This window comes from Pseudomonas violetae (assembly GCF_023072615.1).
Taxonomy (GTDB): domain Bacteria; phylum Pseudomonadota; class Gammaproteobacteria; order Pseudomonadales; family Pseudomonadaceae; genus Aquipseudomonas; species Aquipseudomonas violetae.
In genome coordinates this window covers 1-25,357 of the sequence record NZ_JAKNRW010000038.1, presented here as the reverse complement: position 1 = coordinate 25,357, position 25,357 = coordinate 1, and the positions used below count along the sequence as shown (strand labels likewise).

At 60.9% G+C, this 25,357-nt stretch carries 22 protein-coding genes and 1 pseudogene; 15 read left to right on the top strand and 8 right to left on the bottom strand.

Annotation, left to right across the window (positions count from 1 at the left end):
* Window positions 1–23 precede the first annotated feature (23 nt).
* Both L9059_RS26240 and L9059_RS26235 read left to right on the top strand, forming a co-directional pair.
* Window positions 24–890, top strand: coding sequence for a CsgG/HfaB family protein (locus L9059_RS26240; RefSeq protein WP_247293789.1), 867 nt, complete (start codon window positions 24–26; stop codon window positions 888–890).
* Between the two features lie 441 nt (window positions 891–1,331).
* Complete coding sequence (locus L9059_RS26235) at window positions 1,332–1,661, top strand: DUF6124 family protein (RefSeq protein WP_247293788.1); 330 nt, start codon at window positions 1,332–1,334, stop codon at window positions 1,659–1,661.
* 277 nt (window positions 1,662–1,938) lie between these two features.
* Here the strand turns inward: L9059_RS26235 and L9059_RS26230 are convergent, their stop codons facing one another.
* The 4 genes from L9059_RS26230 to L9059_RS26215 are packed head-to-tail and all read right to left on the bottom strand — an operon-like array spanning window position 1,939 to window position 7,565.
* Window positions 1,939–3,387 carry a curlin gene (locus tag L9059_RS26230; RefSeq protein ID WP_247293786.1) on the bottom strand — a complete coding sequence of 483 codons (1,449 nt, stop codon included), beginning with the start codon at window positions 3,385–3,387 and terminating at the stop codon, window positions 1,939–1,941.
* Window positions 3,388–3,414: 27 nt separating this feature from the next.
* A complete protein-coding gene (locus tag L9059_RS26225) occupies window positions 3,415–3,876 on the bottom strand; it encodes a curlin (RefSeq protein ID WP_247293784.1) in 462 nt (153 codons plus the stop codon).
* Between the two features lie 60 nt (window positions 3,877–3,936).
* Window positions 3,937–6,183 (bottom strand): Ig-like domain-containing protein, encoded by a 2,247-nt coding sequence (locus L9059_RS26220; RefSeq protein ID WP_247293781.1) that lies wholly within the window; start codon window positions 6,181–6,183, stop codon window positions 3,937–3,939.
* Window positions 6,184–6,218: 35 nt separating this feature from the next.
* Window positions 6,219–7,565 (bottom strand): hypothetical protein, encoded by a 1,347-nt coding sequence (locus L9059_RS26215; RefSeq protein WP_247293779.1) that lies wholly within the window; start codon window positions 7,563–7,565, stop codon window positions 6,219–6,221.
* A gap of 281 nt (window positions 7,566–7,846) precedes the next feature.
* Here L9059_RS26215 and L9059_RS26210 point away from each other — a divergent pair, with 281 nt between their 5' ends.
* From L9059_RS26210 to L9059_RS26190, 5 genes are all read left to right on the top strand, one after another.
* Window positions 7,847–9,295, top strand: a complete 1,449-nt coding sequence (locus L9059_RS26210) for a sensor histidine kinase (protein WP_247293777.1) — start codon at window positions 7,847–7,849, stop codon at window positions 9,293–9,295.
* Window positions 9,296–9,479: 184 nt separating this feature from the next.
* Window positions 9,480–12,287, top strand: coding sequence for a multicopper oxidase domain-containing protein (locus L9059_RS26205; RefSeq protein ID WP_247293776.1), 2,808 nt, complete (start codon window positions 9,480–9,482; stop codon window positions 12,285–12,287).
* Window positions 12,284–13,312, top strand: coding sequence for an SCO family protein (locus tag L9059_RS26200; RefSeq protein WP_247293775.1), 1,029 nt, complete (start codon window positions 12,284–12,286; stop codon window positions 13,310–13,312). Before L9059_RS26205 ends, L9059_RS26200 begins: the two co-directional genes overlap by 4 nt.
* Before the next feature lie 87 nt (window positions 13,313–13,399).
* Complete coding sequence (locus tag L9059_RS26195) at window positions 13,400–14,890, top strand: sensor histidine kinase (RefSeq protein ID WP_247293774.1); 1,491 nt, start codon at window positions 13,400–13,402, stop codon at window positions 14,888–14,890.
* Window positions 14,859–16,286: a sigma-54-dependent transcriptional regulator gene (locus L9059_RS26190; RefSeq protein ID WP_247293773.1), complete on the top strand. Its 1,428-nt coding sequence runs from the start codon at window positions 14,859–14,861 to the stop codon at window positions 16,284–16,286. Before L9059_RS26195 ends, L9059_RS26190 begins: the two co-directional genes overlap by 32 nt.
* A 5-nt stretch (window positions 16,287–16,291) precedes the next feature.
* On the opposite strand, the gene L9059_RS26185 is transcribed toward L9059_RS26190, so the two are convergent.
* Window positions 16,292–16,675 (bottom strand): hypothetical protein, encoded by a 384-nt coding sequence (locus L9059_RS26185; RefSeq protein WP_247293772.1) that lies wholly within the window; start codon window positions 16,673–16,675, stop codon window positions 16,292–16,294.
* Between the two features lie 156 nt (window positions 16,676–16,831).
* Between L9059_RS26185 and L9059_RS26180 the strand changes: the two genes are divergently transcribed.
* Both L9059_RS26180 and L9059_RS26175 read left to right on the top strand, forming a co-directional pair.
* Complete coding sequence (locus L9059_RS26180; protein WP_247293771.1) at window positions 16,832–17,638, top strand: class I SAM-dependent methyltransferase; 807 nt, start codon at window positions 16,832–16,834, stop codon at window positions 17,636–17,638.
* Between the two features lie 59 nt (window positions 17,639–17,697).
* Entirely contained in the window at window positions 17,698–18,081 is a 384-nt protein-coding gene (locus L9059_RS26175; protein ID WP_247293770.1) for a c-type cytochrome, read from the top strand.
* Window positions 18,082–18,153: 72 nt separating this feature from the next.
* Here L9059_RS26175 and L9059_RS26170 read toward each other — a convergent pair whose 3' ends face one another.
* Window positions 18,154–18,594: a phage infection protein gene (locus L9059_RS26170; RefSeq protein ID WP_247293816.1), complete on the bottom strand. Its 441-nt coding sequence runs from the start codon at window positions 18,592–18,594 to the stop codon at window positions 18,154–18,156.
* A gap of 203 nt (window positions 18,595–18,797) precedes the next feature.
* Here L9059_RS26170 and L9059_RS26165 point away from each other — a divergent pair, with 203 nt between their 5' ends.
* From L9059_RS26165 to L9059_RS26150, 4 genes are all read left to right on the top strand, one after another.
* Complete coding sequence (locus L9059_RS26165; protein ID WP_247293769.1) at window positions 18,798–19,604, top strand: hypothetical protein; 807 nt, start codon at window positions 18,798–18,800, stop codon at window positions 19,602–19,604.
* A gap of 115 nt (window positions 19,605–19,719) precedes the next feature.
* A complete protein-coding gene (locus L9059_RS26160) occupies window positions 19,720–21,066 on the top strand; it encodes an MATE family efflux transporter (protein WP_247293767.1) in 1,347 nt (448 codons plus the stop codon).
* Between the two features lie 104 nt (window positions 21,067–21,170).
* A complete protein-coding gene (locus L9059_RS26155) occupies window positions 21,171–21,740 on the top strand; it encodes a YceI family protein (RefSeq protein WP_247293765.1) in 570 nt (189 codons plus the stop codon).
* Between the two features lie 211 nt (window positions 21,741–21,951).
* Window positions 21,952–22,641 (top strand): GNAT family N-acetyltransferase, encoded by a 690-nt coding sequence (locus L9059_RS26150; RefSeq protein ID WP_247293764.1) that lies wholly within the window; start codon window positions 21,952–21,954, stop codon window positions 22,639–22,641.
* Here the strand turns inward: L9059_RS26150 and L9059_RS26145 are convergent.
* Window positions 22,634–23,938, bottom strand: a complete 1,305-nt coding sequence (locus L9059_RS26145; protein WP_247293763.1) for an ATP-binding protein — start codon at window positions 23,936–23,938, stop codon at window positions 22,634–22,636. The two genes, L9059_RS26150 and L9059_RS26145, sit on opposite strands and share 8 nt — an antisense overlap.
* A 44-nt stretch (window positions 23,939–23,982) precedes the next feature.
* Window positions 23,983–24,231: pseudogene (locus L9059_RS26140) on the bottom strand (response regulator); the annotation flags it as partial.
* 299 nt (window positions 24,232–24,530) lie between these two features.
* On the opposite strand from L9059_RS26140, the gene L9059_RS26135 reads away from it, so the two are divergent.
* Both L9059_RS26135 and L9059_RS26130 read left to right on the top strand, forming a co-directional pair.
* Window positions 24,531–24,794 (top strand): DUF2790 domain-containing protein, encoded by a 264-nt coding sequence (locus tag L9059_RS26135; RefSeq protein WP_247293762.1) that lies wholly within the window; start codon window positions 24,531–24,533, stop codon window positions 24,792–24,794.
* Between the two features lie 62 nt (window positions 24,795–24,856).
* The coding region (locus L9059_RS26130; RefSeq protein WP_282615616.1) for a cytochrome c biogenesis CcdA family protein at window positions 24,857–25,357 on the top strand (501 nt) is incomplete at its 3' end.

Sequence of the window (25,357 nt, the reverse complement as noted above, 5' to 3'; positions counted from 1 at the left end):
AGGACTGATGGGGAGTAACGGACATGAAAAAAATAATTTTGCTAGGGATGCTGTTGGCGGCCTTACAGGGTTGCAGCCTGCGTGAGCCGATGTCAGCGGAGCAGGACACCGAAACCCCGACCTTGACCCCCAGGGCGTCAACCTACTACGACTTGATGAAGCTGCCGCGTCCCAAGGGCCGCTTGATGGCCGTAGTCTATGGTTTTCGCGACCAGACCGGGCAGTACAAACCTACCCCGGCCAGCTCCTTTTCCACCAGTGTGACTCAGGGTGCGGCGAGCATGCTGATGGACGCCATGCAGGCCAGCGGCTGGTTCGTGGTGCTGGAACGTGAAGGGCTGCAGAACCTGCTGACCGAACGCAAAATCATTCGCGCTTCGCAAAAGAAACCCAATACACCCATGAATATCCAGGCGGAACTGCCGCCGTTGCAGGCGGCGAACATGATGCTTGAGGGCGGGATCATCGCCTACGACACCAACGTGCGCAGCGGCGGGGAAGGGGCACGCTACCTGGGCATCGATATTTCCCGCGAATACCGGGTCGACCAGGTCACCGTCAACCTGCGGGCGGTGGACGTGCGCAGCGGTCAGGTCCTGGCCAACGTCATGACCAGCAAGACCATCTACTCCGTGGCCCGCAGCGCCGGGGTCTTCAAGTTCATCGAGTTCAAGAAACTGCTCGAGGCTGAAGTGGGCTACACCACCAACGAGCCGGCGCAGTTGTGTGTGTTGTCGGCCATCGAATCGGCGGTCGGGCATCTGCTATCCCAGGGCATTGAACGCAAGATGTGGCAGGTCGCCGGCGACAACTCGACACCGCCCCAGAATGAAACCATGGAGCGCTACCTGTCGCAGAACCGGGTAGTGCCGGACGGCGAGGAAGAATAACCGAGGCAGCCCCTGTCTTCCCTGGCCCCACAGGTATCTGCAGTGCACCTGTGAGAACGAGCCTGCTCGCGATGACGGCTGTCGATGATTAATTCAGAATGTAAGACGCAGCTGTAGGACCAGGGATGAGGCTACAACGGCTTGCGTCACTGCCTACAACTACGCCAGAATCCGCCGGCTTGTGCGCCTTGGCTCAGGTCTCTATCGTTTCCGGGTCGCTGCCAATTCAGCGATCGGGTTTAGCGACTCGAGTACAGGACACTCAGCACCCAGGTCTATGTCGTCGACTCTCATGTCGGCGATGTGCGTTATGGCGGCTGTAGGTGGGAGACCTTCGGGTCTACCGGGTTCCTGTACCGGTTCGCTAACCTGCCTGTAGCCGCCACCTTGACCTGTTTAGCGACAGGTCCTGGTGACGCCCATTCAGACAGGAGCCACACCATGCCCAAACCCACCCCCAATCCTCCCGAATCGATAGCGCAAACCCCAAGCGCTGGCCCTTCCTGCGAGCTTGATCCACTACACTCCATTCGCAAATCTTCCGTCCCCCACACCCCCAACACAATGTTCCTCATCGCCCCAGACATCGACACCGAAACCTTGCTGGCCCACGCCTGTGAATCCCTGGCATCGGCGAGTGTGATGGCGAGCGATTTCGCGGTGTTTCTGGATGGTCCACAGCGCAGCATGTTGCTGGGCATCCAGCAGGTCGTCATGCTGGCTGATCTGGCGGTAAATCGGGCATTGGACAACCTCGATTCCCCGGCCTGACCCTCGCCACACTGTTCGTCCAGGCAGATAGACTCAATATTCGTTCATCGCGCCGATGCCTTGCTCCACAGCGGTTTGCGGCGCGCACAAATCATGCCCGCGCACAATCCAACTGTGGGGCTGCCAAGTGAAACGAGGCTGCGATCTTTTGCCCTGGCATATGCCACAAAAAAAACCAAAAGATCGCAGCCTCGTTGCACTCGTCAGCTCCAACAGAAACGCTCCCGCATAAAAAAACCGCGACCTTTGGGCCGCGGTTTTGTTACACCCGTATCAATCACTGCTGCAACACAGTCGCCTGGTTAGCCCCCCCAAACTGCTGCACCGTCGCCATCTGCGCCACGCCGCTCTGATCAACATTGGCAATGTTCCCGATCCCGCCCTGGGTCACATACGCCACGTTCATGCTGTCGGCCTGTTTGACGGTGATCTGGTTGTCACTGCCATACATCTGCGTGGTAAACGCCTGGTTGCCGCTGCCCGACTGGTCGAACTCGGCGCTGTTGCCCGTGCCGTTGGACGTGCCCTGGATCAGGTTGGTGGTGCCGCGCTGGTCGGCGATGAGGATGTTGTCGGTGCCGTTCTGGTCGAAGTACAGCTCGTTGTAGGACTCGGCCTGGCTGACGGTCGTCTTGTTGCCCGTGCCGCTCTGGTTGGTGGTCATGATGTGGCCAGCGCCGGTCTGGGTGAAATTGGCGATGTTGGCATTGCCAGTCTGGTTGACGGTGGCGCGCTGGTTGGTGCCGAACTGGCCGCCGGATTGTGGGCCTTTCCAGTTGCTGGCGTAGACCTTGTTCTCATTACCCACTGAGTTGGCATTGAGCACGTGGCTGTCGCCGCTCTGGTAGGTGAAGTGGATGTTGTTGGTGCCCTGTTGGTACAGCGCCAGGGTCGAGCCGATGGATTCGAACTGGTCGGCATAGAGGGCGTTGAGGTCGCCGACTTGCAGTATCTGGGCATAGTTGTTTTGCCCAAAACTCTGGTCGACGATGGCTTCGTTGGCTTGCCCGTATTGATCGACGATAACCTGGCTGGCGGCTTGACCGAACTGCCAGACTTCACTGCCGTTCATGTCGCCGAACTGGCTAATGGTCACTGTGCCGCCAACGCCGCTGCGCTGATCGCCGTAGGCGTAGTTGTCGCCGCCGTTCTGGTTGATCGCGATCTGTCCGCCCGAGTGGCCGACCTGTTCGGCGGTGCCGTAGTTGGCGGTGCCGTACTGCACCACGGTGGCGACATTCGCATCGCCTACTTCCATTTGTTCGACGTAAGCCACGTTGTTGTCACCGAATTGAAAGGTCTGACCCGAGGCGCCTTGCTGGCTGTCCTGGTAAATGAACGAAAAGTTGCCGTTACCCTGTTGCTGTTGCAGCGCTTCGTTGCCGGTAAAACCAATGGACTGGCTGGCATGGGTGTTGTTGAACGCACCCACCTGTTGTTGCACGATGGTGCTACCGTCCTCGAACAGTTGCTCGGCATAGCCGGCGTTGTAATCACCGACCTGATTCTGGTCGATGCTACTGCTTGCATTGTCCTGCACCGCCATCGCGTCGTTGCCCTGGCCGAATTGCTGCTCGGTTGCGGTGCTGAACGGGGCCTGGGTCTGCTTCACATTGGCGATGTTGGCATCACCGAATTGGCGCTGGGTAGAGACACTGTCGTCAGCCATGGCCTGGGCACTGACAATGACCAGGATGGTGGCGGTGAGGGGCGTCAGTTTGAACATGATGAAACCTCCGGGTAGTGCAGTGCTTTAGCGATATTGTTTGACCGAAACGCTCATGCCATTGCCCGACTGGGTGACGGCGCTCGAGAGCCCCGCGCCCGCCTGGTCGATGGTTGCGTCGTTGTTGTTGCCGTTCTGGGATATCTGCGCGCGGTTGTGGCTGCCGGTCTGGGTGATGCCGGCGTTGTTGCCCGAACCTTGCTGGGTGATCAATGCCATCAAGTCGTTGCCTTGTTGAAGAATGAACGCCTCCTGATTACTGCCCGACTGGACAATGCTGCCGAGCAGCGATTGGCCGTTCTGTTGCAGCAGTGCGACGTTGGCCTGGCCGTTCTGGTCGATCAGCGCCTGCTGGCCAATCGGCGGTGGCAGCTCGCCGAGGTCGGCGCCGGCTGCCAGGTCGTCGTTGTCCATCAGGTCATCTGCGCGCACACCTGCGCTGCTGCAGAGCAGGAGCAGGCAGAGCAGGGCGGCGGTCGACGTTTTCATGGCGTTGTCCTGTGAGAAGAGGCTGGCCCCATCAACTCGAGAAGTTGATGGGGCGAGGGCTCAGTTCGCCGTTACCGACACCGTACGCACGGTGCCCTGGGACGAGGTAATGGTGGCTGTCGGGTTCGCCGACGGGATCACCGTGGTGCTGTTGCTGACCGTCAACCGCCAGCGACCGGTCACCGGCACCGTGGTGGTACCCAGGGTCACCAGGCCTGTCGGGGTGCTGACCTGGATGGTGATGGTGTTGCCGGTGATCACCGAGCTGGTCCCGGTAAAGTCCCAGGTGAAGCGGTTGTTGGAGCGTGCTGACACCGTGGCCGTGGTTACCGCGAAGTTCTCCGCAGCAGGCCGTGGCGAGACTTGCACGGTGACCGTCGCCGGGGTCGCTGACACAGCACCGAAGCTGTCCTGGGCGGTGTAGGTGAAGGTCGTGGTGAAAGCCGTGGTCACGGTGGCCGGTGGGGTGTAGGTCAGTACCGTGCCGTTGCTGCTGACAGTGCCGCGCCCCGCCGTCGGTTGGGTGAAGCCGGCGACGGCCAACGGCAGGTTGCCTTCCGGATCGGTATCGTTGGCCAGTACGTTGATCGGGATCGCCACTCCCAGGGTGGCGACGGCGTCGTTCACCGCTACCGGTGCCTGGTTTGGCGCAACGGTGATGGTCACGGTCGCCGGGGCGGTCGAGGCCAGGCCTTTGATGTCTTGCGCCTTGTAGGTGAAGGTCGTGGTCAGCGGGGCGTTGACCACCGCAGGCGGGGTATAGATCACCGCGGTCGAGCCGCTCAAGGCCACAGTGCCCTGGCCCGCAGCCGGCTGGGTCAACGCCGTGATGCTCAGCGGTACGTCGCCGTCGGGGTCACTGTCGTTGGTCAGCAGGTTGAGGGTGATGGGTACGCCGAAGCTGGTGCTGCCGCTGTCGGCGACGGCCAGCGGCGGCTGGTTTTCGCCGACGTTCGGCGCGCTGCCGACAACCACGACGGGCTCGGTGTCACTGCCGCCGGCAGCGGATTTGACCGTCACGGTGGCAGGTGGCTGGGTCAGGTCGGCAATGGTGATTTTCTGCAGGGTGCCGGACTTCGACAGCCGTCCGTAGCCTTGCGCGACCATGTCCGGAACGGCCACTTCATCGGTGGAGGTGGCCTCGATCAGCAGGCTGTGGTTGGCCCAGTCGTAACGCGCAGTCTGGATTTTCACCACGTCAATGAGCTTGCTCGATACCGCCGTCGGCCGGGTGGTGCCTGCCGGGTTAGAGGCGGTGACCACAATGACCGGAGGCACCGGACCAATGGCCTGGCGCTGGCCGAAGAACAGTCCGGTATTGTCCCCAAGCAGCGTGGTCTGGCAGGGCGACAGCGGCGGTCCGGGAACCAGCGCAATGCTTTCGCGGAAGCACAGGGACGAGCCGTTGTCGGCCTTGGCGAACACTTCGACGCGCACGTTGCTGCTGCCACCCGAGGTGGTGCGCCGGTAGGTTGCACGGTCAACCTCGACCGGGGTTTGCGCACGGGCGTCCAGGACCTTGCCGGCCACGGTAAAGAGGCTGGTCTGGATGGTGCCCGCCGGCCCGGTGATCCGCAGGAAGTTGGTGTCGTTCGGGCTGCCGGTGACCTGCTCGGTGAGGTTCGGGTCGCCGATGAATGTTTCCACTGCGCCGGTGTCCGGGTTCACCTCGGTATACGGACCGTTGATGCTGCGCAGGAATGGGCCGATGGCACCGTTCACCGCACCGGTGAAATTGCCCGGGGCGCCGATGCCGACGTCGCGGGTGATGTTGATCGCGCGGCGGCCAGGCACCGTCACGTTGACCGTTTCCACACCGTACGGGTGGGTGATGGTGTACACACCGGCAGTGGGGATGTTCACCCGCATGCGAATCCGCGCAAAACTTTGCTGGTCGCCATCGGCGGGGTTCCCCGAAGCGAATGCCGCTTCGATCCCGGCCACGTAGGCATCTACTCCATAGCCTGCGCCGTTATTGGGGATGGTGGTTTCGGCGAGAAACCAGAAGGCTTCCGGCGGCCAGTTGTCCGGGAACACCATGGGTTGGGTATCGTCGTAGATGCCCGGTTCCGGCAGCAGGGTACACATGTAGGCCGGCGGTACCGAGGCCGGCACCCGCGAACTGGCGGCCCGGGACTGGCACAGTTCCATCGAGAGTTGATTGTTGTCCTGATACCACATGGGGAATTTCCCCGTGGCAAAGGTATAGGGGCCCGGGTCGACGGCGGCGAGTTGCGCGAACGCGCTGCCGGACAGCGATAGAGTCAGTCCCAGGGCGTTGAGCGCCAGGCGTGGCCAATTGTTCATGATGCCTCCTGATGAGGATCTGGGCATGTGAGCGTTCATTGCACGATGACCACTTCTTCGGTGTCGCTGCCGCCATTGGATGACGTCACACGAACCCGGGACGGTGGAATCGGCGAGATACCGGTGGCCAGGGATTTCACCGCGCCTTCGCCACTGAGGGCGCCGATGGCAGCGCCACTGCCCGACGTTGCCGTGAGCACCGGCGGCGAGGTTTCATCGCTGGTGGAGGCCACGAGGGTCAGTTGCCCGGAACTCAGGCTGTACTCGGCCCGCTGGATCACCACCAGATCGGTCAGTGCCATGGGCAGGGTGGTCGGCGTACTGCTGGGAATGGCCAGGTGGTTGTCGGCGGTCACTTGCAAGGTGGTCGGCAAGGTCGGGTTGACCGACGATTGCGCGTACCAGTTGCCGGTGGTGTCGGCTTCGCTCAGATTCAGCACCGGGGTGCTGCTGGTCAGGGCCACGCTCGCCGGTGGTGGTGGCGCCATCACGAACACGTCTTGCTGGGCCACCGGCGCGCTTTCACCGGCCTTGCGCGAGTAGGTGCTGCGCTGGGTGATCATGGGCGTTGGGCGAACCACGGTCGACAGTTTGCCCGAGATGGCAAACAGCGTGGTGCGCAGGTCCAGGCCGTTAGGGCCTTCGATGCGCACGTAGTTGGTGTTGAACGGGCTGCCGGTCACGGCCTCCGTGAGGTTGGGGTCGCCGACGAACTGTTCGGCACTGCCGGTCAGCGGGTTGGTCTCGGTGTAGGGACCGTTGACGCTGCGCAGGAAGGGTCCGACATCACCCTTGAGGGCGCCGTCGTAGGTTTGCGGTGAGCCGATGCCGATGTCCCGGGTCATGTTGATCGCGCGCCGCCCGGGAGTGTCAATGTTGAACACGTCCACGCCATACGGGTGGGTGATCACGTAGGTGCCGGCGGTGGGCACATCGACGCGAATCCGCACCCTGGCAAAGCTGATCTGGTCGCCTTCCACCGGGTCTCCGGCGGCGAAGGCTGCTTCCATGGCCGTGCCGAACGAAAGGTCAACCCCGCGTGCGGCGTCGACAATTGCCGCATCGGCCGTAAACCAGAAGGCTTCGTCGGGGAAGTTGGTGGGGAACACGATTGGCTGCGCGTCGTCGAACACCCCGGGGGCGGGCAGTAGGCTGCACATGTAGGTGGGCGCGCCCGGTGCGCCGGGAACCCGTGAACTCAACGCCTTGGACAGGCACAGGTCGAGGGTTCGACCGTGAGTGTCCTGATACCAGGCGGCGAAGCCACCGTTGCCAGGCAGATAGGGGCCGGGATCGACCGCAAACAGCGCCGCCTGGGCGACGCCTTGAGCCAGAGCACTGACGACCAGGGCGGCCGCCGTTTTGGACAGTAAAGGGTGCATGAGTATTCCCTCTATTGGAGACCTGTCCCTGGGGGATGGGTCAGTTGAGAGGGGTTTCGGCAACTTCCATACCAAACTGCAAAAATGTCCCGCACAGGCCCGGCGCACGGGCGTGCAGGTGCGCAAGTGAAGCGTCTTGTGGAAAAAACCATCGGGCCCCTGTCCCCAGTGTTGGGGGTAGATGGGGGGGGCGGGGAATGGGGGGCTGCCACCCCCAACGTCGGGCAAAGATCGGCGGGTGGGCTATAACCCTATAGGGGAATCCGTGCGGAACACTATCCATGGCCAGGTCGAATCAAACACTCGCGTCCAACCAGGGCGACGTCCGCCAGGGCTCGCGCACTCAGCCGTTCAACCTGTTGCGCTGGTTTTCGCTGATCAGCATGGCGGTGATCGGCACGGTGGCGATCGCCCTGGGGGCAGTGTCGACACGCTTCGTGATTACCGAAAGCGTCCAGCGTGATGCCTTGTTGACCTCGCAGTTCATCCAGGCGATCGCATCGGCAGAAGTACGACACGTGTCCATCCCGAATGTGCGGACCATGGGCGATTTGCTCGACCCGCGCCAGGACCACAATTTCCCCGACGTCGATCCCCTGGCCCGTGCCAGCGCCCGCGGCGAATTCCTCGACCATATTACGCACCTGCCGGACGTTATTTTGGCCAATATCTATGCACCCGACCGCACAGTGATTTGGTCGACCAATCCGTCCCTGATGGGCACCACCATCCACGCCGACGAAGACCTGGACCAGGCCTTCACTTCAAGAGTCCCGGTGTCCGCCAGTTATCACGACGTGGACAAAAGTCGCATGGAGCAGAAGTTCGTCATTCCGCCGGATTACATCTTTATCGAGAACTACATCCCGTTGTTCGATGCCGACGGCGACAAGGTCACGGCGATGGTCGAGATCTACAAGGAGCCCAAGGACCTGATTGATCGCATGCTGCGTGGCCTGGTGCTGATCTGGCTGGCCACGGCTCTGGGTGGCGGACTGATTTACCTGGGGCTGTACTGGATCGTGCGGCGTGCGGCAAATCTGTTGGCGATTCAGCAGAAGCAACTGATCACCAACGAAACGTTTGTCGCCCTGGGCGAGATGTCCTCGGCCGTGGCCCACAGTTTGCGCAACCCCTTGGCGACCATACGGTCCAGCGCTGAGCTGGCCCTGGAGTTTGACACTGGCGCGGCACACAAGAACATCAACGACATCATCGGCCAAGTCGACCGCATGTCGAAGTGGGTGCGTGAGTTGCTGCAATCCTTACGCCCGCTGAGCGAAGAAGCCGAACCGGTGAACCTGGTAGCAGCGTTGCACGACAGTCTGATGGCCTTCGAGCAGCAGATCGCCAAGGGCGCGATCAATATCGTGTTCGAGCCCACCCAGACGCCGATGGTGCGCAGCCAGCAGATGCAACTCAACCAGATCCTCAACAGCCTTGTATCCAATGCCCTGGAAGCGATGGACAGGGGGGGCACCTTGACCATACGGCTGGAGCCGATCGATGCCCGCAGCGTCAGCGTGGTGGTCAGCGATAACGGCAAGGGCATGAATGCCGAACAGCGCACCATGGCCTTCCGCCCGTTTTTTACCACCAAGCAGGGCGGGTTGGGCGTCGGGCTGGTATTGGTGAAGCGGATCATGGAGCGCTTTGACGGCTCGGTGAAGCTGGAAAGTCGAGAAGGTGAGGGCACCTGCGTACGTCTGTCGTTCAAGCTGATCCCCTGAAAATGGGGATGAACTTTCCCCGTTAGCGGGTGTCATTCCCCAGTCATTCCAGTGACTCATGGCAGATTGATGTTGTTAAGCCATTGTATTGAGTGACATTCATATTTTTGTATAACCTTGTTACATATTTGGCGAGCTCCTTGCAGTTCCATCAGTACCCCTTCTAACGGTGAGGCGGCTGGTGATGGACAGGAAATCGACGCACCCCTTCAAACGAACCTGCAAATGGTTCACGCCCCTGGGCATTCTCCTGATGACGCTGGGTGCCTCTACCTTGCGTGCCAGCCCGATCGACGACGAACGACAGCCCGAGGCCTCGGACCCTTCGGCGTATTACGACGAACCCGAGGACAAGGCGGGTGCCCTGAACGCGATCCTCACCATGCCGGAAGCCAACGAGGACGCCTTCGATTTGCCCGATGGCATCAAAGGCAGCCGCGACACGCCGCGTCAGGAAAACATCCTGCCGCCGACGGTGCAGACCAGTTTCAACTACCCCACCAATGGCAAGCCCAGCCCATTGTTTGGAGCCCAGCCGTTTGCCCAGCAACTGGTACTGTTCGAAGAGTTCGGCCCGGAGAAGCTCGACCCGACCACACCGGCGGCGCCCTTGCCGTTTCCACCCGTAGCCATCGGCCCGGCGCCGCAACAGGACCCGACCAGTGCGGCCCGCAGTGCACCACCCGCCGCCGCGCTCGACGCTTTCCTGCGTCAACCGGGGCTCACACCCTTCCCCAGTCAGTTCTCCAACGTGGTGGATCGCAACCCCTGGCAGGCGCAGATCGAGTATTTCCTCAACCGCCATATAGGCTCGTCTGCCGAAGGACGTCCGCCTGGAAAGGGCTGGTCCCATCAGCGCTGGAACGAGTTCTACCCGCAGCTGGCCTACAAGACCGTGCAGACTGGCGCCCGGGTCAATGGCGGGCTGCGTGACAGCCGGCAGATGCATGGTTATGCGCTGGGCGAGTTCGGCCCCGGAGGCCTCTACCACAACGTTGCCGGCGTACCGGTTACCGACGGCACTGCCAAGGGCGTCGAGGTGCGCTTCCACCCGAACATGCCGGTACAGAACCACAATTCGGTCTGGACCTTCGACGGTACCCTGCCACCCAAACTATTGATGGTGCGCTACGGTCAGCCCGTACTGATGCGGCACTACAACGGTCTGCCAATCGACCCGGCGGCCAATATGGGCTTCGGCCTGCATACCATCAGCACCCACGAGCACAACGGCCACGCGCCGGCGGAAAGCGACGGCTATGCCAACGCATTTTTCTTCCCCGGCCAGTACTACGACTATCGCTGGCCGATCCAGTTGGCCGGCTATGACAGCATCAACACCGACGCCCACGATCCGCGCGCGGCGTTCCCTTGCTCGCCGGGCGAGACCCTGTGGACCAACGATCTGACGCCCAACCGCAAGACCTGCGACCACGGCACGATCAAGATCCGTGGCGACTGGCGCGAAACCATGAGTACCCACTGGTTCCACGACCACATGCTCGATTTCACCGCGCAGAACGTCTACAAGGGCAACGCGGCGATGATGAACTACTACAGCGCCCTCGACCGCGGCAATGAGTCGGTCAACGACGGTGTCAACCTGCGTTTCCCCAGCGGCAGCGCTTTGCCCTGGGGCAATCGCGACTACGACGTCAACCTGGTGATCGCTGACAAGGCCTGGGATCAGTCCGGTCAGTTGTGGTTCAACCCGTTCAACACCGACGGCTTTCTCGGCGACCAGATCCTGGTCAACTGGCAGTGGAAGCCCGCCCTCGATGTGCGCGCCCGCAGCTATCGCCTGCGCATTCTCAACGGCTCGGTGTCACGCTACTTCAAGCTGGCCATCGTGCGCGAAATCAAGGGCAACAGTGGCGAGTTCCCTGGGCCGAAAAACTCCGGCGTGTCCTATAGTCGGGTGCCATTCCACATGATCGCCAACGACGGCAATATCATGGAGCACAGCGTGCCGTTCGACGGCACCATGGACCTGGATGCCGACGGCGATAAACAGAATCACAACGCGATCCTGCCGACCCAAGGCATCGCCGAGCGCTTCGATATCATCGTCAACTTCGCGAAAAACGGCATCAAGCCGGGGGACAAGCTGTTCGTGGTCAACCTGCTGGCCCACGACGACGGCAAGGGCCCCAAGGAGCCTGTTTCCCTGAGCGATGTGCTGTCGGAGAGATACCTGGCGGTGATCAAGCAGTCGAGCAAGGGGCCGCAATGGGACAAGGGCGACCCGGGCGTGGGCAAAATCCTCCAGTTCAACGTCAAGGCGTACACCGGCCAGGACCTGGCCATGGACCCGGCAGCCTACGAGCCGGCCAAACCGGGCAAGGCTGAAGGCATGGTGATGATCCCGCTGAAGATCCATCGCGACAACGCCGCCGACAAGCTGCTGCTGGCCCAGGCCCGTCACCGCACCTTTACCTACGGTCGCTCGGACGGCACCGATGCCGCTCCCTGGACGGTCAAGACCGATGGCGGTTTCGGCTTCCACATGGACCCGCGGCGCCTGAACACCTCGATTCAGTTGGCGACGGGGCCCACCGACGCCGGTGTCGGCGGCTTCGGCACCCTGGAAGTATGGAACATCAAGGCCGGCGGCAAGGGCTGGAGCCACCCGGTGCACGTGCACTTCGAAGAAGGGATCATTCTCAGCCGCGGCGGCAAGGCGCCACCGGAATGGGAAAAGTGGGCCCGCAAGGACGTGTACCGCATCGGCTCGGAAAGCGATGGCCTGGACAGCGTGGAATTTGCAATCAACTTCCGTGAGTTCGGCGGGACCTACATGGAGCACTGTCACAACACCCAGCACGAAGACAACTCCATGCTGCTGCGCTGGGACCTTGAAAAGCCTGGGCAATTGCAGTTGATGCCGACGCCACTGCCAAGCTGGGACGGGGTGCGCTACGTCAACTCCGCCGCACTGCCAACCTTTCGCACCGGCGACGGCTTCGGCCCGCAAGTGACGGTGAAACAATGAACCGCCCGGGCGCCGACCAGCCAATGCACACGCAGCGCTCCCGCGCCCTGGGCATGCATCTGGTGTTGCTGTTGGTCACCTGCCTGCTGGCTAGCCGGTTGCTGGTGGCGCAGGAGGCCGCGCCGGCGGCAAATGGCTCGGTGACCCCCTGGGGCGGCGACTATTTCCCCAACACCCTGCTGACCAACCAGGACGGTCGGCAGGTGCATTTTTTCGATGACCTGATCAAGGGCAAGGTGGTGGTGATCAACTTCATTTTCACCTCGTGCAGCGATTCCTGTCCGCTGGAAACCGCACGCCTGCGCCAAGTGCAGTCGCTGCTGGGGGACCGAGTCGGCAAGGACATCTTTTTTTATTCGATCAGCATCGATCCGCTGAGCGATACCCCCGCAGTGCTCAAGGCTTACGCGCAACGCTTCAAGGTCGGCCCGGGCTGGCAATTTCTCACTGGTGAATTCGACGATGTCACCGAGCTTCGGCACAAACTGGGTCTGTTTATCGAAGGCGTCGACAACGGCAGCAACAAGGACCACAACTTGAGCCTGATCGTCGGCAATCAGGAAACCGGTCGCTGGATGAAAGCCTCGCCCTTTGAAAACCCGTGGATACTCGCGGACCAACTGGCCAACACCCTGCAGAACTGGAAGCAGCCTAGCATCGAGCAAAGCTATGCCGACGCGCCGCAAATCCGCCCGCCGAGTACCGGCGAAGAGCTTTTTCGCACCCGTTGTGCTTCGTGTCACAGCCTCGGCCCGCAGGATGGCCAGGGCATTGGTATGCGCAGCATCGGGCCGGACCTGATCGGCGTGACCCGCCAGCGCGATCCGGCCTGGTTGAGTCGCTGGATTCGTGAGCCGGATCGGATGCTGGCGGAGCAGGATCCGATTGCGACAGCGCTGTTCGAACGCTTCGAAAAGATCCCGATGCCCAACCTGCGACTGGATGAAAACTCGGTGCAGGCGATCATCGATTTCCTCGGGGAAGAAACCGAACGCCAGCAGACGCTGGCGGCGCAAACACAATAGCGGCAATTTACTATCACTGAGCCGTCGGTGGCGATGATTGCCACCTACACTGACTTGGAACGCGCTCCTGTAAACCGGGATAGGCTCATGCACAGATCAGAACAATTTAAAGCATCTGCGCCACCATTGGCCGCAATACGTGAGGGCTGGCCCGGCCAGTTCAATCTGCTGCGCTGGTTTTCCGTGGGCAGCTTCGTCATCATCGCTGTCGTGGCCTGGGGTCTGGGCTATATCTCCACGCGTTTTGTGGTTGAGGAGAGCATCGAGCGTGACTCCATGCTGACCGCGCAATTCGTCCAGGCCATCGGTGATGCTGAAATCCGCCATGCCTCGATCAACCCGCAAAGAACCATGGGTGAGATGCTTGACCCGCGGGATGACAACGCTTATCCGGATGTCAGCCCAGGGGCGCGCGCAGCGGCCCGCATTGAGTTTCTCGATCACGTGGAGCACCTGCCGGACATCCTGATGGCCCACGTCTACGCGCTTGATCGCACGGTGGTGTGGTCGACCAACCCCGAACAGATCGGTGAACGCATTTCCGACGACGATGAGCTCGACGCCTCCTTCATGATGAAGGAGGCGGTGTCCACCAGCTATCACAAGGTCGATGATGAGCGTCCCGAGCAGCGATTCTTGCGCGAGCCGGCTTACCTGTTCATCGAGAACTACATCCCGATGTTCAACGCCGACAAGAGCAAGGTCATTGCCATGGTGGAAATCTACAAGGAGCCAGCAGACCTGGTGGCGCGCATCCAGCGTGGGTTCAAGTCCATCTGGCTGGCGACTGCCCTGGGCGGCGCGGCCATCTACCTGGGCTTGTTCTGGATCGTGCGGCGCGCAGCCAGGCTCCTGCAAACCCAGCAGAAACTGTTGATCGCCAATGAGACCTTCGTGGCCTTGGGGGAGATGTCGTCCGCGGTGGCGCATAGCTTACGCAACCCGCTGGCAAACATTCGCTCCAGCGCCGAACTGGCCCAAGACATAGCCAGCCAGAGCGCACAGAAAAACATCGGCGACATCATCAGCCAGGTCGATCGCATGTCGCGCTGGGTCCGCGAGTTGCTGGTGTCCTTGCGCCCGGCCAATGAAGACTCTGAGACCGTGGACCTGCTGCTCGCCGTCGAAGACACGCTTAGCGCCTTTGAACCATTGATCCAGCGGTCGAACGTCGAGGTGCGCTTCACTCCGCGATCTGTCGAACCGGTCGTCAGCCAACGGGTGCTGCTGACGCAAATTCTCAATAGCCTGTTTGCCAATGCTCTGGAAGCCATGCCCAAGGGCGGCGTACTGACGATCGACCTCGACTCGTCCCAGGCGGGGCAGTTGAGGCTGACGTTGAGCGACACCGGCAAAGGCATGACCGCGCAGCAGCAGCAAATGGTCTTCAAGCCGTTTTTCACTACCAAGCAAGGCGGGTTGGGCGTGGGCTTGGCCTTGGTCAAAAGAATAATGGAGCGTTTCGAAGGCTCGGTCGAACTGACCAGTCGGGAGCTGGAAGGAACCCGCGTGTGTCTCAACTTTAAGGTGGCAACGGGAGGGGAATATGGAGCACAGCATACTGCTGGTCGAGGATGATGAACTTCTCGCCGAGAATATTCAGACCTACCTGGAGCGCAAGGACTTCGAGGTCACGGTCTGCCACTCGGCTGAAGATGCACTGGAGCAATTGCGCACGACCGCGCCTGATGTAGTGCTGACCGATAACTCATTGCCGGGCATGAGCGGTCACGATCTGATCCAGAAGCTGCGCATCAGCGCACCGGATTTGAAAGTGATCATGATGACCGGCTACGGTAACGTCGAAGATGCCGTAGTGGCGATGAAAGAGGGCGCATTCCACTACGTCACCAAACCGGTGGCCCTGCCGGAGCTTAAGTTGCTGCTGGACAAGGCTCTGGCAACTGATCGAATGGAACGTACGCTTTCGTTTTATCAGGAACGTGAAGCACAGAAGTCCGGCGTGCAGGCGTTGATTGGCGAATCGGCGCCCATGCAATACCTCAAGGGCACTATTGCCCAACTGCTCGATGCCGAGCGGCGGATGGCCAACACCGACTTGCCGCCGGTGCTGGTGGAGGGCGAGACCGGCACTGGCAAGGAACTGGTGGCCCGGGCCCTGCATTTCGACGGGCCGCGCAGCAAAGGTCCGTTCATTGAGTTCAACTGCGCCTCGATTCCATCGAATCTGGTGGAGTCGGAGCTGTTCGGTCACGAGAAGGGCGCTTTTACCGATGCCAAGGACCGTCGGGTCGGGCTGGTCGAAGCAGCCGATGGCGGCACCCTGTTCCTCGATGAAGTGGGCGAGATGGACCTGCTGTTGCAAGCCAAGCTGCTCAAATTGCTGGAAGACCGGACCATCCGCCGGGTGGGTTCGGTGAAAGAACGCAAGGTCGACCTGCGTGTGATCAGCGCCACCAACTGCAACCTCGAACAAATGGTCCAGCAAGGCAAGTTCCGCCGCGACCTGTTTTTTCGTCTGCGGATCATCTCGATCAAGGTGCCACGCCTGTACGCCCGCGGCGAAGACATCCTGCTCCTGGCCCGGCACTTCCTGGCGAACCACGGCAAGCGCTATGGCAAACCACATCTGCATTTCAGCGATCAGGCCGAAGAACTGCTGCTGAGCTACAGCTGGCCGGGCAACGTGCGAGAGCTGCGCAACATGCTCGAACAGACTGTGCTGCTGGCGCAGAGCGACACCATCGCGGCCCATCAGTTGAACGTGTGCCTGAGCCTGGTGGACGATCCACCGATCGTCCAGGAGGCGCAACACTACGAGCCGCGCCCGGTCTATAACGGCGCCGAGTCGATGAATCTGCCGGAGGTCGAGCGCGACATGGTGCGCAAGATGCTTGACAAGACCGACTGGAACGTCACCAAGTCTGCACGCCTGCTGGGCCTTAGCCGCGACATGCTGCGCTACCGGATCGAAAAGCTCGGTCTCGCGCGTCCGGACAAGCGCCAGTGGTAACCCGGCTACAACGCCGGGCGCTGGCGACTCAGGCAGGCAAGCAGGCAAGTGGGATCGAGGACTTCTTCGTTGACGTACACCCCGCGCTCCGGGTCGTAGGAGCGGATGAATACCCGCACGCTGGCGTCCGCGATGGTCGGCAGGCGTGAGTCGGAAAACTCGTGCTGGCTGGCTATCGGGATGAAATCCCGCGGCGAGGTCGAGATGTACGACCCCGGTGGCACGGTGCTAATGGACGGAGGTGAAGGGTGGGCGAAGGGCTGGTCCGTGCCGTAGTAGTTGAATTCACTGTTGTAGGTTTGCGTCTGCATCGGACTGTCATCGGCCTGGACGTTGTTGGCAGCGATCAGACTCACAGCCAGCAACAGCATCCGTTGGGTGTTCTTCATGGCATCACCTGGTTTTCGGCATTTCCCCAAGGTCATTAACTATAGCTGCCCGCAGCAGCTCCCTTACAAGAATCCAACAATCACTCAATGGGATTCTCCATAACGCTCACCTACACTCCTGCCCGGTCAATCAAGACTGGATCTCTGGAGCCTGCAATGGAAATGCCGACCAAAGAAAAAGCCATCGCCAGCAACCGCGATGCCTGGAACGACTCCGCTCGCCATCACCGGGACGACCCGCAATGGCCGGCGTTGCTGAATGCTGTAGAACGGACTGATTTTAGCTGCATCGACGACACCTTACGCACGCTGCTGGAGCAAGTCGTCGTTGCAGGAAAAGACCTCGTGCAAGTGGGCTGCAACAACGGCCGTGAAAGCCTCTCGTTGTTCGCCCTCGGTGCCCGCAGCGTGGTGGGCATCGATCAGTCCGCAGCGTTCCTCGATCAGGCGCGGGAACTGGCAGCGCGCTCACCCCATCCCGCGCAGTTCATCGAAGCAGACATCCATCACCTGCCCACCGAACTCCACAACCGGTTCGACGTGGCGCTGATCACCATTGGCGTATTGAACTGGATGCCGGACATTGGCGAGTTCTTCCGTCATGTGGCCAGCGTCCTCAAACCCGGTGGCGCGTTGGTGATCTACGAAACTCACCCGTACCTGGAGATGTTCGACCCCGAAGCGAGCGATCCTTACCGCCTGGACAGCTCGTACTTTCGCAGCGAGCCATTCGTGCAAACCCAGCCGATTGTCTATGAAGGCAAGGTCGAACAGCCGTCGGCGGCGTCCTACTGGTTCGTCCATACCCTGGGCGACATCTTCACCGGTGCCCTTGAAGCAGGATTGGCGATCAGCCATTTCAAGGAGTACCCGCACTCCAACCGCGAAGAACTGTATGACCGCTATGAGCAGCAGAGCGCCCAGTTGCCGTTGTGTTTCACCTGGGTGGCGGTGAAAAGCTGATTGAGAACCCGTATCCTGTGACGCCAGGTGCAACAGTGCCTGGTTGATCAGGAGTGAACATGAACACCACCGCTGGACTCACGGTTGCCCTGTTGACGCTGTTCGCTGCACCGGCCAATGCCGCCGGTGATGCGCAGGCGGGGCAGAAACTGTTTGGCCGCATCTGTGGCGGCTGCCATCAGGTCGGCGAGTCCGCCCGGGCGTCTTTCGGCCCGCAACTCAATCAGATTTTCGACCGGATGTCCGGCAGCACCACGGATTACCAGTATTCCGCTGCGATGAAATCAGCCGGCATCACCTGGACCACGCAAACGCTCACTGCGTATCTGGAGGCACCGAAAAAAGTAGTCCCCGGAACCCGGATGATCTTCTGGGGGCTAAGCGATCCCGAGAAAGTCGCGGATGTGCTGGCGTACCTGCAGACGTTCCAGAACGCCCAATGACCTCAAATACCAGACAGAAAAAACCCGGCTGTTGAGGCCGGGTTTTTTCAGGTGGTGCCGTTAACACTTCACTCATGCGTTGCGACTCTCGATCAGGCGATCGGAACCACCTTCAGCAACCCGACGTTCCTGCAAACGATCCGAGCCGCCTTCGGCCACACGACGTTCCTGCAAACGATCCGAGCCGCCCTCGGCCACACGACGTTCCTGCAAACGATCCGAGCCGCCTTCGGCCACACGACGTTCCTGCAAACGATCCGAGCCGCCTTCGGCCACACGACGTTCCTGCAAACGATCCGAGCCGCCCTCGGCCACACGACGTTCCTGCAAACGATCCGAGCCGCCTTCGGCCACACGACGTTCCAGTAAACGATCCGAACCCCCTTCAGCCACACGACTTTCAATCAGGCGATCCGACCCACCTTCAGCGACGACGGGCTGAGTGGAAGTGGCGGCAAAAGCGTTAACTGCAAAAACAGAGAATGCGATGCTGAGAAGGACTTGGCGTTTCATGATGGTGTGCTCCGGGGTGTTATTGGTTGGTATGGATGCGATGTTACGCCCCAGGATTTTTATGAGAACTTCATTGAGTTGATGGTGACTATCGACGCCAGCGATGGCGCGAACGTATGCTTCCATGCCGCTTGATCCGAATGGCAGCAGGGACCTGGCCGCCACTGAGTAGCAGTCAATAAAACGAAAGGAGTGGATCATTGATGAAATCGAAAACCGCCGTGCTGGGCTCGGCGATCATGCTGGCGATCGTGCTGGTCTGGGCCCTGGCCTTCCCTCTGTCGCGGCAAATGCCCGATAGCGTGTTCGCCGAACCCTTCGGTTCGGTCTACAACGGGCTCAATGTGCTGTTCACGGCGCTGGCGTTTGGTGGCGTGGTGATCACGCTGCTGTTCCAGGCTGAACAGTCGCGTAATGCCCGGCGTGAGGAAATCGAGCGCTCGATCTTCGAACTGTTCCAGACGTTCACCAGCCTGGAATTCCAGAAGGTCAAGGACGGCGCGTTCCGTGCACTGCTGGCAGCGGTCAAGGACAGCGACTACGCGCACTACCTGGCGACTCGTTTGTTCGTGGTTGACCAGGCCGCATTCCCGGTGAAAGTGATCCCGATCCTGCGGCAACTGGACGAGGCCAAGAAAGAACTGACTGATGGGCAAATCGAACACGCCGACCGCGCGGATAGGCTGATGCTGGACAACATGCTCAATTTCTTTGCCTTGCTCGCCCAGCGCGAGTCTTCGGCCATGGTCATCAAGCATTGCGATTTCGCCTACGACTGGTGGCGCCCGACGCTGTGGATGATTGGGCAGTTGCAAGAAGAGCATTACGCCAGATCGCCCCTGGTGCAGCAGTACTGCAAGACCCAATTGATCACGGGCACGCTGAAGGCACTGGACAAGGTTTATGGCCACAGCCCGCTGAGCGGTCGTGCTCCCGTCTGGGAATACATTACCCACCACCCCAAAATGCTCGCCTTCGGCATGGACCCCGCATTCGCAAAGGACCCGTAGGCGACGCGTCGATGACGTCCTGAACTCACCGGGCGAAGCCTTTGTTTCCCTTGCCCCCGATCCTGGGGCTATCCTTCAGTGCTCACCTTGCGCAGTCGAGACGGACCTCCCTTTCATGTCAACCCAGCCTCTGTGGAAAACCTACCTGCTGTTCCTCGCGCCCATGGTCCTGTCCAATTTCCTGCAGTCCATGTCGGGCACCATCAACAGCATCTACATCGGCCAGATGCTCGGTACCCAGGCCCTCGCTGCGGTCTCTGGCATGTTCCCGATCGTGTTCTTTTTTATTGCGCTGGTGATCGGCCTCGGCGCAGGGGCCGGGGTGCTGATCGGCCAGGCGTGGGGCGCGCGCGAGGCGCACATGGTCAAGGCCATTGCGGGTACTACGTTGCTGCTGGGGGCGATGATCGGGCTGACAGCGGCCGTGCTTGGCAGCATATTCGCCCGGCCGGCCTTGCAGGGGCTGGGCACACCGGCCGATGTACTGGACGACGCCGTGGCCTATGCCCACGTGATGATGTGGATCATGCCGTCGCTGCTGGTGTACGTGCTGTTTACCCAATTGCTGCGCGGGGTCAGCGATACGATGTCGCCACTGGTGGCATTGCTGGTGTCGACCTGTATCGGCCTGGCGCTGACGCCGGCCTTGATTCGTGGCTGGCTGGGGTTCCCACCGATGGGGATTCAGAGCGCGGCGTATGCCGGATTGGCGGGTAACCTGGCGGCAATGGGGTGGCTGGCGTGGCGATTGATCGCCAGGGGACATCCGCTGGCACCGGACCGGGAGATGTTCGCGGCGATGCGGCTGGACCGGGTGATCCTCGGCAAGGTGTTGCGCATCGGCTTGCCCACGGGTTTGCAGATGGTGGTGCTGTCGCTGTCGGAACTGGTGATCCTGGCGCTGGTGAACCAGCACGGTTCCCAGGCGACGGCAGCGTATGGCGCGGTGACGCAGATCGTTAATTACGTGCAGTTCCCGGCGCTGTCGATCGCCATCACTGCCTCGATTCTCGGCGCCCAGGCGATAGGGGCCGGGCGCCTGGAACGCATGGGGCCGATCCTGCGCACCGGGCTCTGGATCAACGTGTGCCTGACCGGTGGCCTGGTATTGTTGGGTTATCTGTTGTCGCACTGGCTGCTGGGACTGTTCCTCACGGATGACTCGACCCGGGCGATGGCTGAACACCTGCTGCATATCATGCTCTGGAGCCTGTTGATCTTCGGCTTCCAGGCGATCATCGGCGGTATCATGCGCGCCAGCGGCACGGTGCTGGTGCCGATGGCGATCTCGATCGTTTGCGTGCTGCTGGTGCAATTGCCCGTGGCCTACTTACTGGATGAGCAGTTTGGTCTGCAAGGCGTGTGGATGGCGTTTCCGGTGGCGTACCTGGGAATGCTGGCGTTGCAGACGGCGTACTACCGATTCGTTTGGCTGCACCGCAGGATCGAGAGGTTGGTTTAGGTAAGCCTCACATGGCGGGTGGAACAACACGCGTTTCTTTGCTTTAGTCCATCTACCGCATTTGGCCTTTCAATCGGTACACCAAGCCCCGACCGGAGAATCACATGTCCCGCCGATTCCCGTGTTCCATCGCATTGGCGATCATTTTTAGCATGGGTACGGTGCCGTGGGCCCAAGCCACCGAGTACACCCGCGTTAACCCCACTGCAAGCCAGATAAGCTTCACCTTCAACCAGATGGGTTCCGAGGTTTACGGGACGTTCAGCAGGTTCGAAGCCAGCTTCGAGTTCGACACCGCCAACCCGACGGCAGCCCGCACCCGGCTGGTCATCGATATGGCCAGCATCGATGCGGGCAGCAGCGACGCCAACATCGAACTGCAGAAACCAGCCTGGTTCAATACCCCGGAATTTCCTCAGGGTGTGTTCGAATCGACCGGGGTCACGGACCTGGGTAACAACCGTTATGCCGTGGCCGGTAACCTTACGATCAGGGGCTTGACCCGAGAAGTGCAGGTCCAGGTCGAACTGAAACCGGAGAGTGGCATCGGTTTGTTCAATGGCGAGTTTGTTCTCGATCGCGATCTTTTCAAGATTGGCGAAGGGGAGTGGGCTGATACCGTTGTCTCCAAGGACATTGACATCAAGTTTCGGGTAGTGGCGCCTGAGCATTAAGTACCTGGTGGCGCTGCGTCAAACCACCCTGTTGCATTGCCTCATCCTTGCAGCAGCCCAACACGGGCTGTGCCAGCGGCGACAAAAACGGGCGCGGCTTCGTTAGGCGTGGGGCTGATGAATTCGAGGCTAGGACCTGCGCAGGTCACCTGATACGCACTCACCGCGTTATGATTGCACCTTCGAGCGCCAGCCAGACCCAGAGCCGCACATGCCCCAGATCACTCATTTCAAAACCCCATGCCCAGAGCATCTGACCAGCCAGATCCTGCAGTTGGTGGTCGACAACCTCACTGACATCAGCATGATCGCGATCCCGCCGAGCAACCTGTTGTACAACGTTTACCAATATGCGATCGGCTATGAAGTGCATCTGTATCTGGAGGCGTTAAACGGCACCAAGGGGGTTGCCGTGGAATTGCTGGTGGCCACCGATGAGGATGACCCCGAGCAGGTCGTTGGTTTCCTGTTGTACCTGCCGGTACAGGATGATCCCGATGCGTGTGGCGTGGCGTACATGGCGGTGCAGGCCGGGCATCGACGGCAGGGGATCGCCCGGCGGATGTTGCGGGAGATGGTGGGGCGTTATCCCCACGCCGAACTGACGTGCGCCGTGGCCAAGGTGCGGTGGTTCGAATCGATGGGTTTCCAGGTGGTTGGCGTGCGCGGCACCCAGGTGCTCATGAACACCCGTGATCACAGCAGCGACGGGCTCATGGGATTGCTGGACGTAGCGCCCATCTACAGCTCGCTGGAGGTGCGCCAGATTCATACTTACCTGCTGCAAAAGCACGGCAAGCGGGCGATGGTCGATGCGGAAAAGCAACGGGACCGGCATCTGGATCAACTGACACACAAAGCCCACGAGTTCGTTCGCGGGCGGGGTGACGGCGCTATTTAGCAGCGGGCAATTTGAGTTGTGCGCACAGGCCACCGCCTTCACGATTGCTCAAGGTCAAGGACCCGCCCAGCGCCAGCGCCAGCTGTTGGGCGATTGCCAGGCCCAGGCCGGTCCCGCCGGTGCTGCGGTTACGCGAGTTTTCCACTCGAAAGAAAGGTTCCAGCACATGGGCCAGTTCTTCCTGGGTGATGCCCGGGCCGCGATCCATCACCTTGATCGACAAGCTGCCACCGGCCTGTGACTCCACCTGCAGCTGCGCGGCGCCGGCGAACTTGAGGGCGTTGTCGGTCAGGTTGACCAGTACCCTGCGTAGCGCATGGGGCCGGGTGTTGATCACCGCGTCACTCTTGCCTTCCAGGGACACGTCCTTGCCTATGTCTTGATAGTCGAACACCAGGCTGTCGAGGAATGAATCGAGATGGGTCCGGCAGACTTCCTCGGTGGCGCCGTGCACGCTGCGTGCATAGGCCACGCCCTCTCGGACCAGGTGCTCTATTTCGCCCAGGTCGCTCCACAGTTTGTCCTTCTCGCTGGAGTCGTCCATGAATTCGGCGCGCAGTTTCATCCGGGTGATCGGGGTTTGCAGGTCATGGGAAATCGCGGCGAGCAGTTGCATGCGTTCTTTCAGGTACGCCGCAATTCGCGCCTGCATCGCGTTAAACGCCTTGGCCGCATGGGCGACCTCGGTGGGGCCTTTCTCGTCGAGATGCACCGGGTGCGCGTTGGGGTCGAGGGTTTCTACCGCTTGGGCGAGGCGAGTGAGGGGACGGATAGCGATCCTGACAGCCAACCAGGTGCACAGGATCAACAGGACCAGTTGCCCCAGCAGCACCACCGGCAACCACGGGGACAAGGGCGCCATTGCCGGCCGGACGTCGATGGTCACTGGACTGCCATCCGCCAGTTTCAGGTGCACCTGGAAATGTTTTTGCGCCCCTGGAATATCGGTGTAGGTCATCGGGTAGTCGTTGCCAATGGCCTCCTTGATCGAGGTCATCGCCATCGGCGAATCGTTCATGGTCACTCCCGCAGATCCTTCGTCCAGCATGTACCCATAGTTGGGCCTGTTCAGCTGTTGCAGCCAGCTCGCCCGTTCATCGGCAGGCAGGCGGTCAAGGATGGCGATGGAAGTCGACACATCGGTTTCCAGATTGCCGAGCATGGTGTTTTTCGCGCTTTCATAACGTTCGTAGTACTGCGCTCCGAAGGACAGCGCCTGCGCCAGGATCAGCCCGACGAGGAAAATAAGCGACAGCCGCGAGGCGAGGGTGCGGGGCCAGCGCAGCGAGAAATTCATGAGGATGCCTCGACGACTTCAGCCGCCAGGTTGAAGACGTAGCCCTCGCTACGGGCGGGGAGCATCAATACTGGATTGGCCCGGTGTGTGCCGGCGCGAAGTGCGCGGCACAGCAGCGGGACATCGTCCCCCGGCATCATGATGTCCACTGGCGTGGATTCGAGGAAAGCGTGCATTTGTCGGCCGTCGGCGACCACCGTGGTGCGAAGCCCGTTCTTTTTCAGGTAATGGCCGACCGGTTCACGAATCTCGCGGTCATCGTCAACGATGAGAATGTGATCAACGTGTTCCATGGGCCGGGCCTCTGTAAACGGGGGATGTCGCGCAGTTTAGCGAGCCTTAGCGCGCGCGACTCCTGCCCTTTGTATTGCAGTGTATCTGGCCTGTGGATGGACACACGCAGACTCAAAAACCGTGATTTCCGGGTTTTTGTATCGCTGTGTATCGGGAGGCGGTTCTGATACGTAGCGATTACCCCGCGCCTGTTTCCGACACAGAGGGGATACCTGGCGGGCTTCTAATGAGCTCCATCGAGGCAAACCCTAACCGCCTCGGCTCAATACCTGAACCATTGAAGCCTTGAGGAGCCACCATGAATACTAAAGCCATCTACGCCGCCTGCCTGTTTGCCGCGCTGAACATCTGCACCCTGTCGGCCCGCGCCGAAGCCACGGTCAAGCCTGAAACCTACACCTACGGCAAGCACCTGGACATCAAGAAAGTCATCTCGATGAAACAGGACGCCACGCCGTCCTGCGGAATTATCAACGCCCAGCTGACCTACCTCGACTCGCAGGGCGACACCAAGGTCCTGGACTACCGCAAATTCGCGGACGGCTGCAACGAAGACAACTGAGTCTGTTGATCGCCCCTCACATACTCCATTCCTACAAAGGTCCCCATTTCAAGGTGATCCCCATGTTACTCATCGCTTTTCTGGGCGGTATTCTCACCGTCCTCAGCCCGTGCATCCTCCCGGTCGTGCCGTTCTTGTTCGCCGGAGTCGACCGCAGCCGCTCCTCGATCCTGCTGACCCTCGGCGGCATGGTCCTGACCTTCGCCCTGGTCGCCAGCCTGGCCGTGGTCAGCAGCGAATGGGTCATACAGGCCAACAACACCGGCCGCCATGTGGCATTGGCAGTGATGGCGCTGTTTGCCCTGTCGCTGATTTCCGCGCGGATTGGCGGCTGGCTGGCGCGTCCCTTCGTGCTGCTGGGCAATCGCCTCGATCCAGAGACCCGCAAAATGTCCGGCCCATTGGGCTCGATCATGATCGGCGTGGCCACCGGCCTGCTGTGGGCACCCTGTGCCGGGCCGATCCTCGGGGTGATCCTCACCGGCGCCATGCTGCAAGGCGCCAATGCCGGCACCAGCCTGCTGCTGGTGGCATACGGGCTGGGCAGCGCGCTGTCGCTGGGC

Bases quoted from the DNA above. Each gene is read 5' to 3' on its own strand.
- L9059_RS26190 (WP_247293773.1), top strand. From the start codon at position 14,859: ATGGAGCACAGCATACTGCTGGTCGAGGATGATGAACTTCTCGCCGAG.
- L9059_RS26225 (WP_247293784.1), bottom strand. From the start codon at position 3,876: ATGAAAACGTCGACCGCCGCCCTGCTCTGCCTGCTCCTGCTCTGCAGC.
- L9059_RS26205 (WP_247293776.1), top strand. From the start codon at position 9,480: ATGGACAGGAAATCGACGCACCCCTTCAAACGAACCTGCAAATGGTTC.
- L9059_RS26235 (WP_247293788.1), top strand. From the start codon at position 1,332: ATGCCCAAACCCACCCCCAATCCTCCCGAATCGATAGCGCAAACCCCA.
- L9059_RS26135 (WP_247293762.1), top strand. From the start codon at position 24,531: ATGAATACTAAAGCCATCTACGCCGCCTGCCTGTTTGCCGCGCTGAAC.
- L9059_RS26195 (WP_247293774.1), top strand. From the start codon at position 13,400: ATGCACAGATCAGAACAATTTAAAGCATCTGCGCCACCATTGGCCGCA.
- L9059_RS26180 (WP_247293771.1), top strand. From the start codon at position 16,832: ATGGAAATGCCGACCAAAGAAAAAGCCATCGCCAGCAACCGCGATGCC.
- L9059_RS26220 (WP_247293781.1), bottom strand. From the start codon at position 6,183: ATGAACAATTGGCCACGCCTGGCGCTCAACGCCCTGGGACTGACTCTA.
- L9059_RS26160 (WP_247293767.1), top strand. From the start codon at position 19,720: ATGTCAACCCAGCCTCTGTGGAAAACCTACCTGCTGTTCCTCGCGCCC.
- L9059_RS26185 (WP_247293772.1), bottom strand. From the start codon at position 16,675: ATGAAGAACACCCAACGGATGCTGTTGCTGGCTGTGAGTCTGATCGCT.
- L9059_RS26230 (WP_247293786.1), bottom strand. From the start codon at position 3,387: ATGTTCAAACTGACGCCCCTCACCGCCACCATCCTGGTCATTGTCAGT.
- L9059_RS26145 (WP_247293763.1), bottom strand. From the start codon at position 23,938: ATGAATTTCTCGCTGCGCTGGCCCCGCACCCTCGCCTCGCGGCTGTCG.
- L9059_RS26210 (WP_247293777.1), top strand. From the start codon at position 7,847: ATGGCCAGGTCGAATCAAACACTCGCGTCCAACCAGGGCGACGTCCGC.
- L9059_RS26155 (WP_247293765.1), top strand. From the start codon at position 21,171: ATGTCCCGCCGATTCCCGTGTTCCATCGCATTGGCGATCATTTTTAGC.
- L9059_RS26170 (WP_247293816.1), bottom strand. From the start codon at position 18,594: ATGAAACGCCAAGTCCTTCTCAGCATCGCATTCTCTGTTTTTGCAGTT.
- L9059_RS26175 (WP_247293770.1), top strand. From the start codon at position 17,698: ATGAACACCACCGCTGGACTCACGGTTGCCCTGTTGACGCTGTTCGCT.
- L9059_RS26165 (WP_247293769.1), top strand. From the start codon at position 18,798: ATGAAATCGAAAACCGCCGTGCTGGGCTCGGCGATCATGCTGGCGATC.
- L9059_RS26240 (WP_247293789.1), top strand. From the start codon at position 24: ATGAAAAAAATAATTTTGCTAGGGATGCTGTTGGCGGCCTTACAGGGT.
- L9059_RS26200 (WP_247293775.1), top strand. From the start codon at position 12,284: ATGAACCGCCCGGGCGCCGACCAGCCAATGCACACGCAGCGCTCCCGC.
- L9059_RS26150 (WP_247293764.1), top strand. From the start codon at position 21,952: ATGCCCCAGATCACTCATTTCAAAACCCCATGCCCAGAGCATCTGACC.
- L9059_RS26215 (WP_247293779.1), bottom strand. From the start codon at position 7,565: ATGCACCCTTTACTGTCCAAAACGGCGGCCGCCCTGGTCGTCAGTGCT.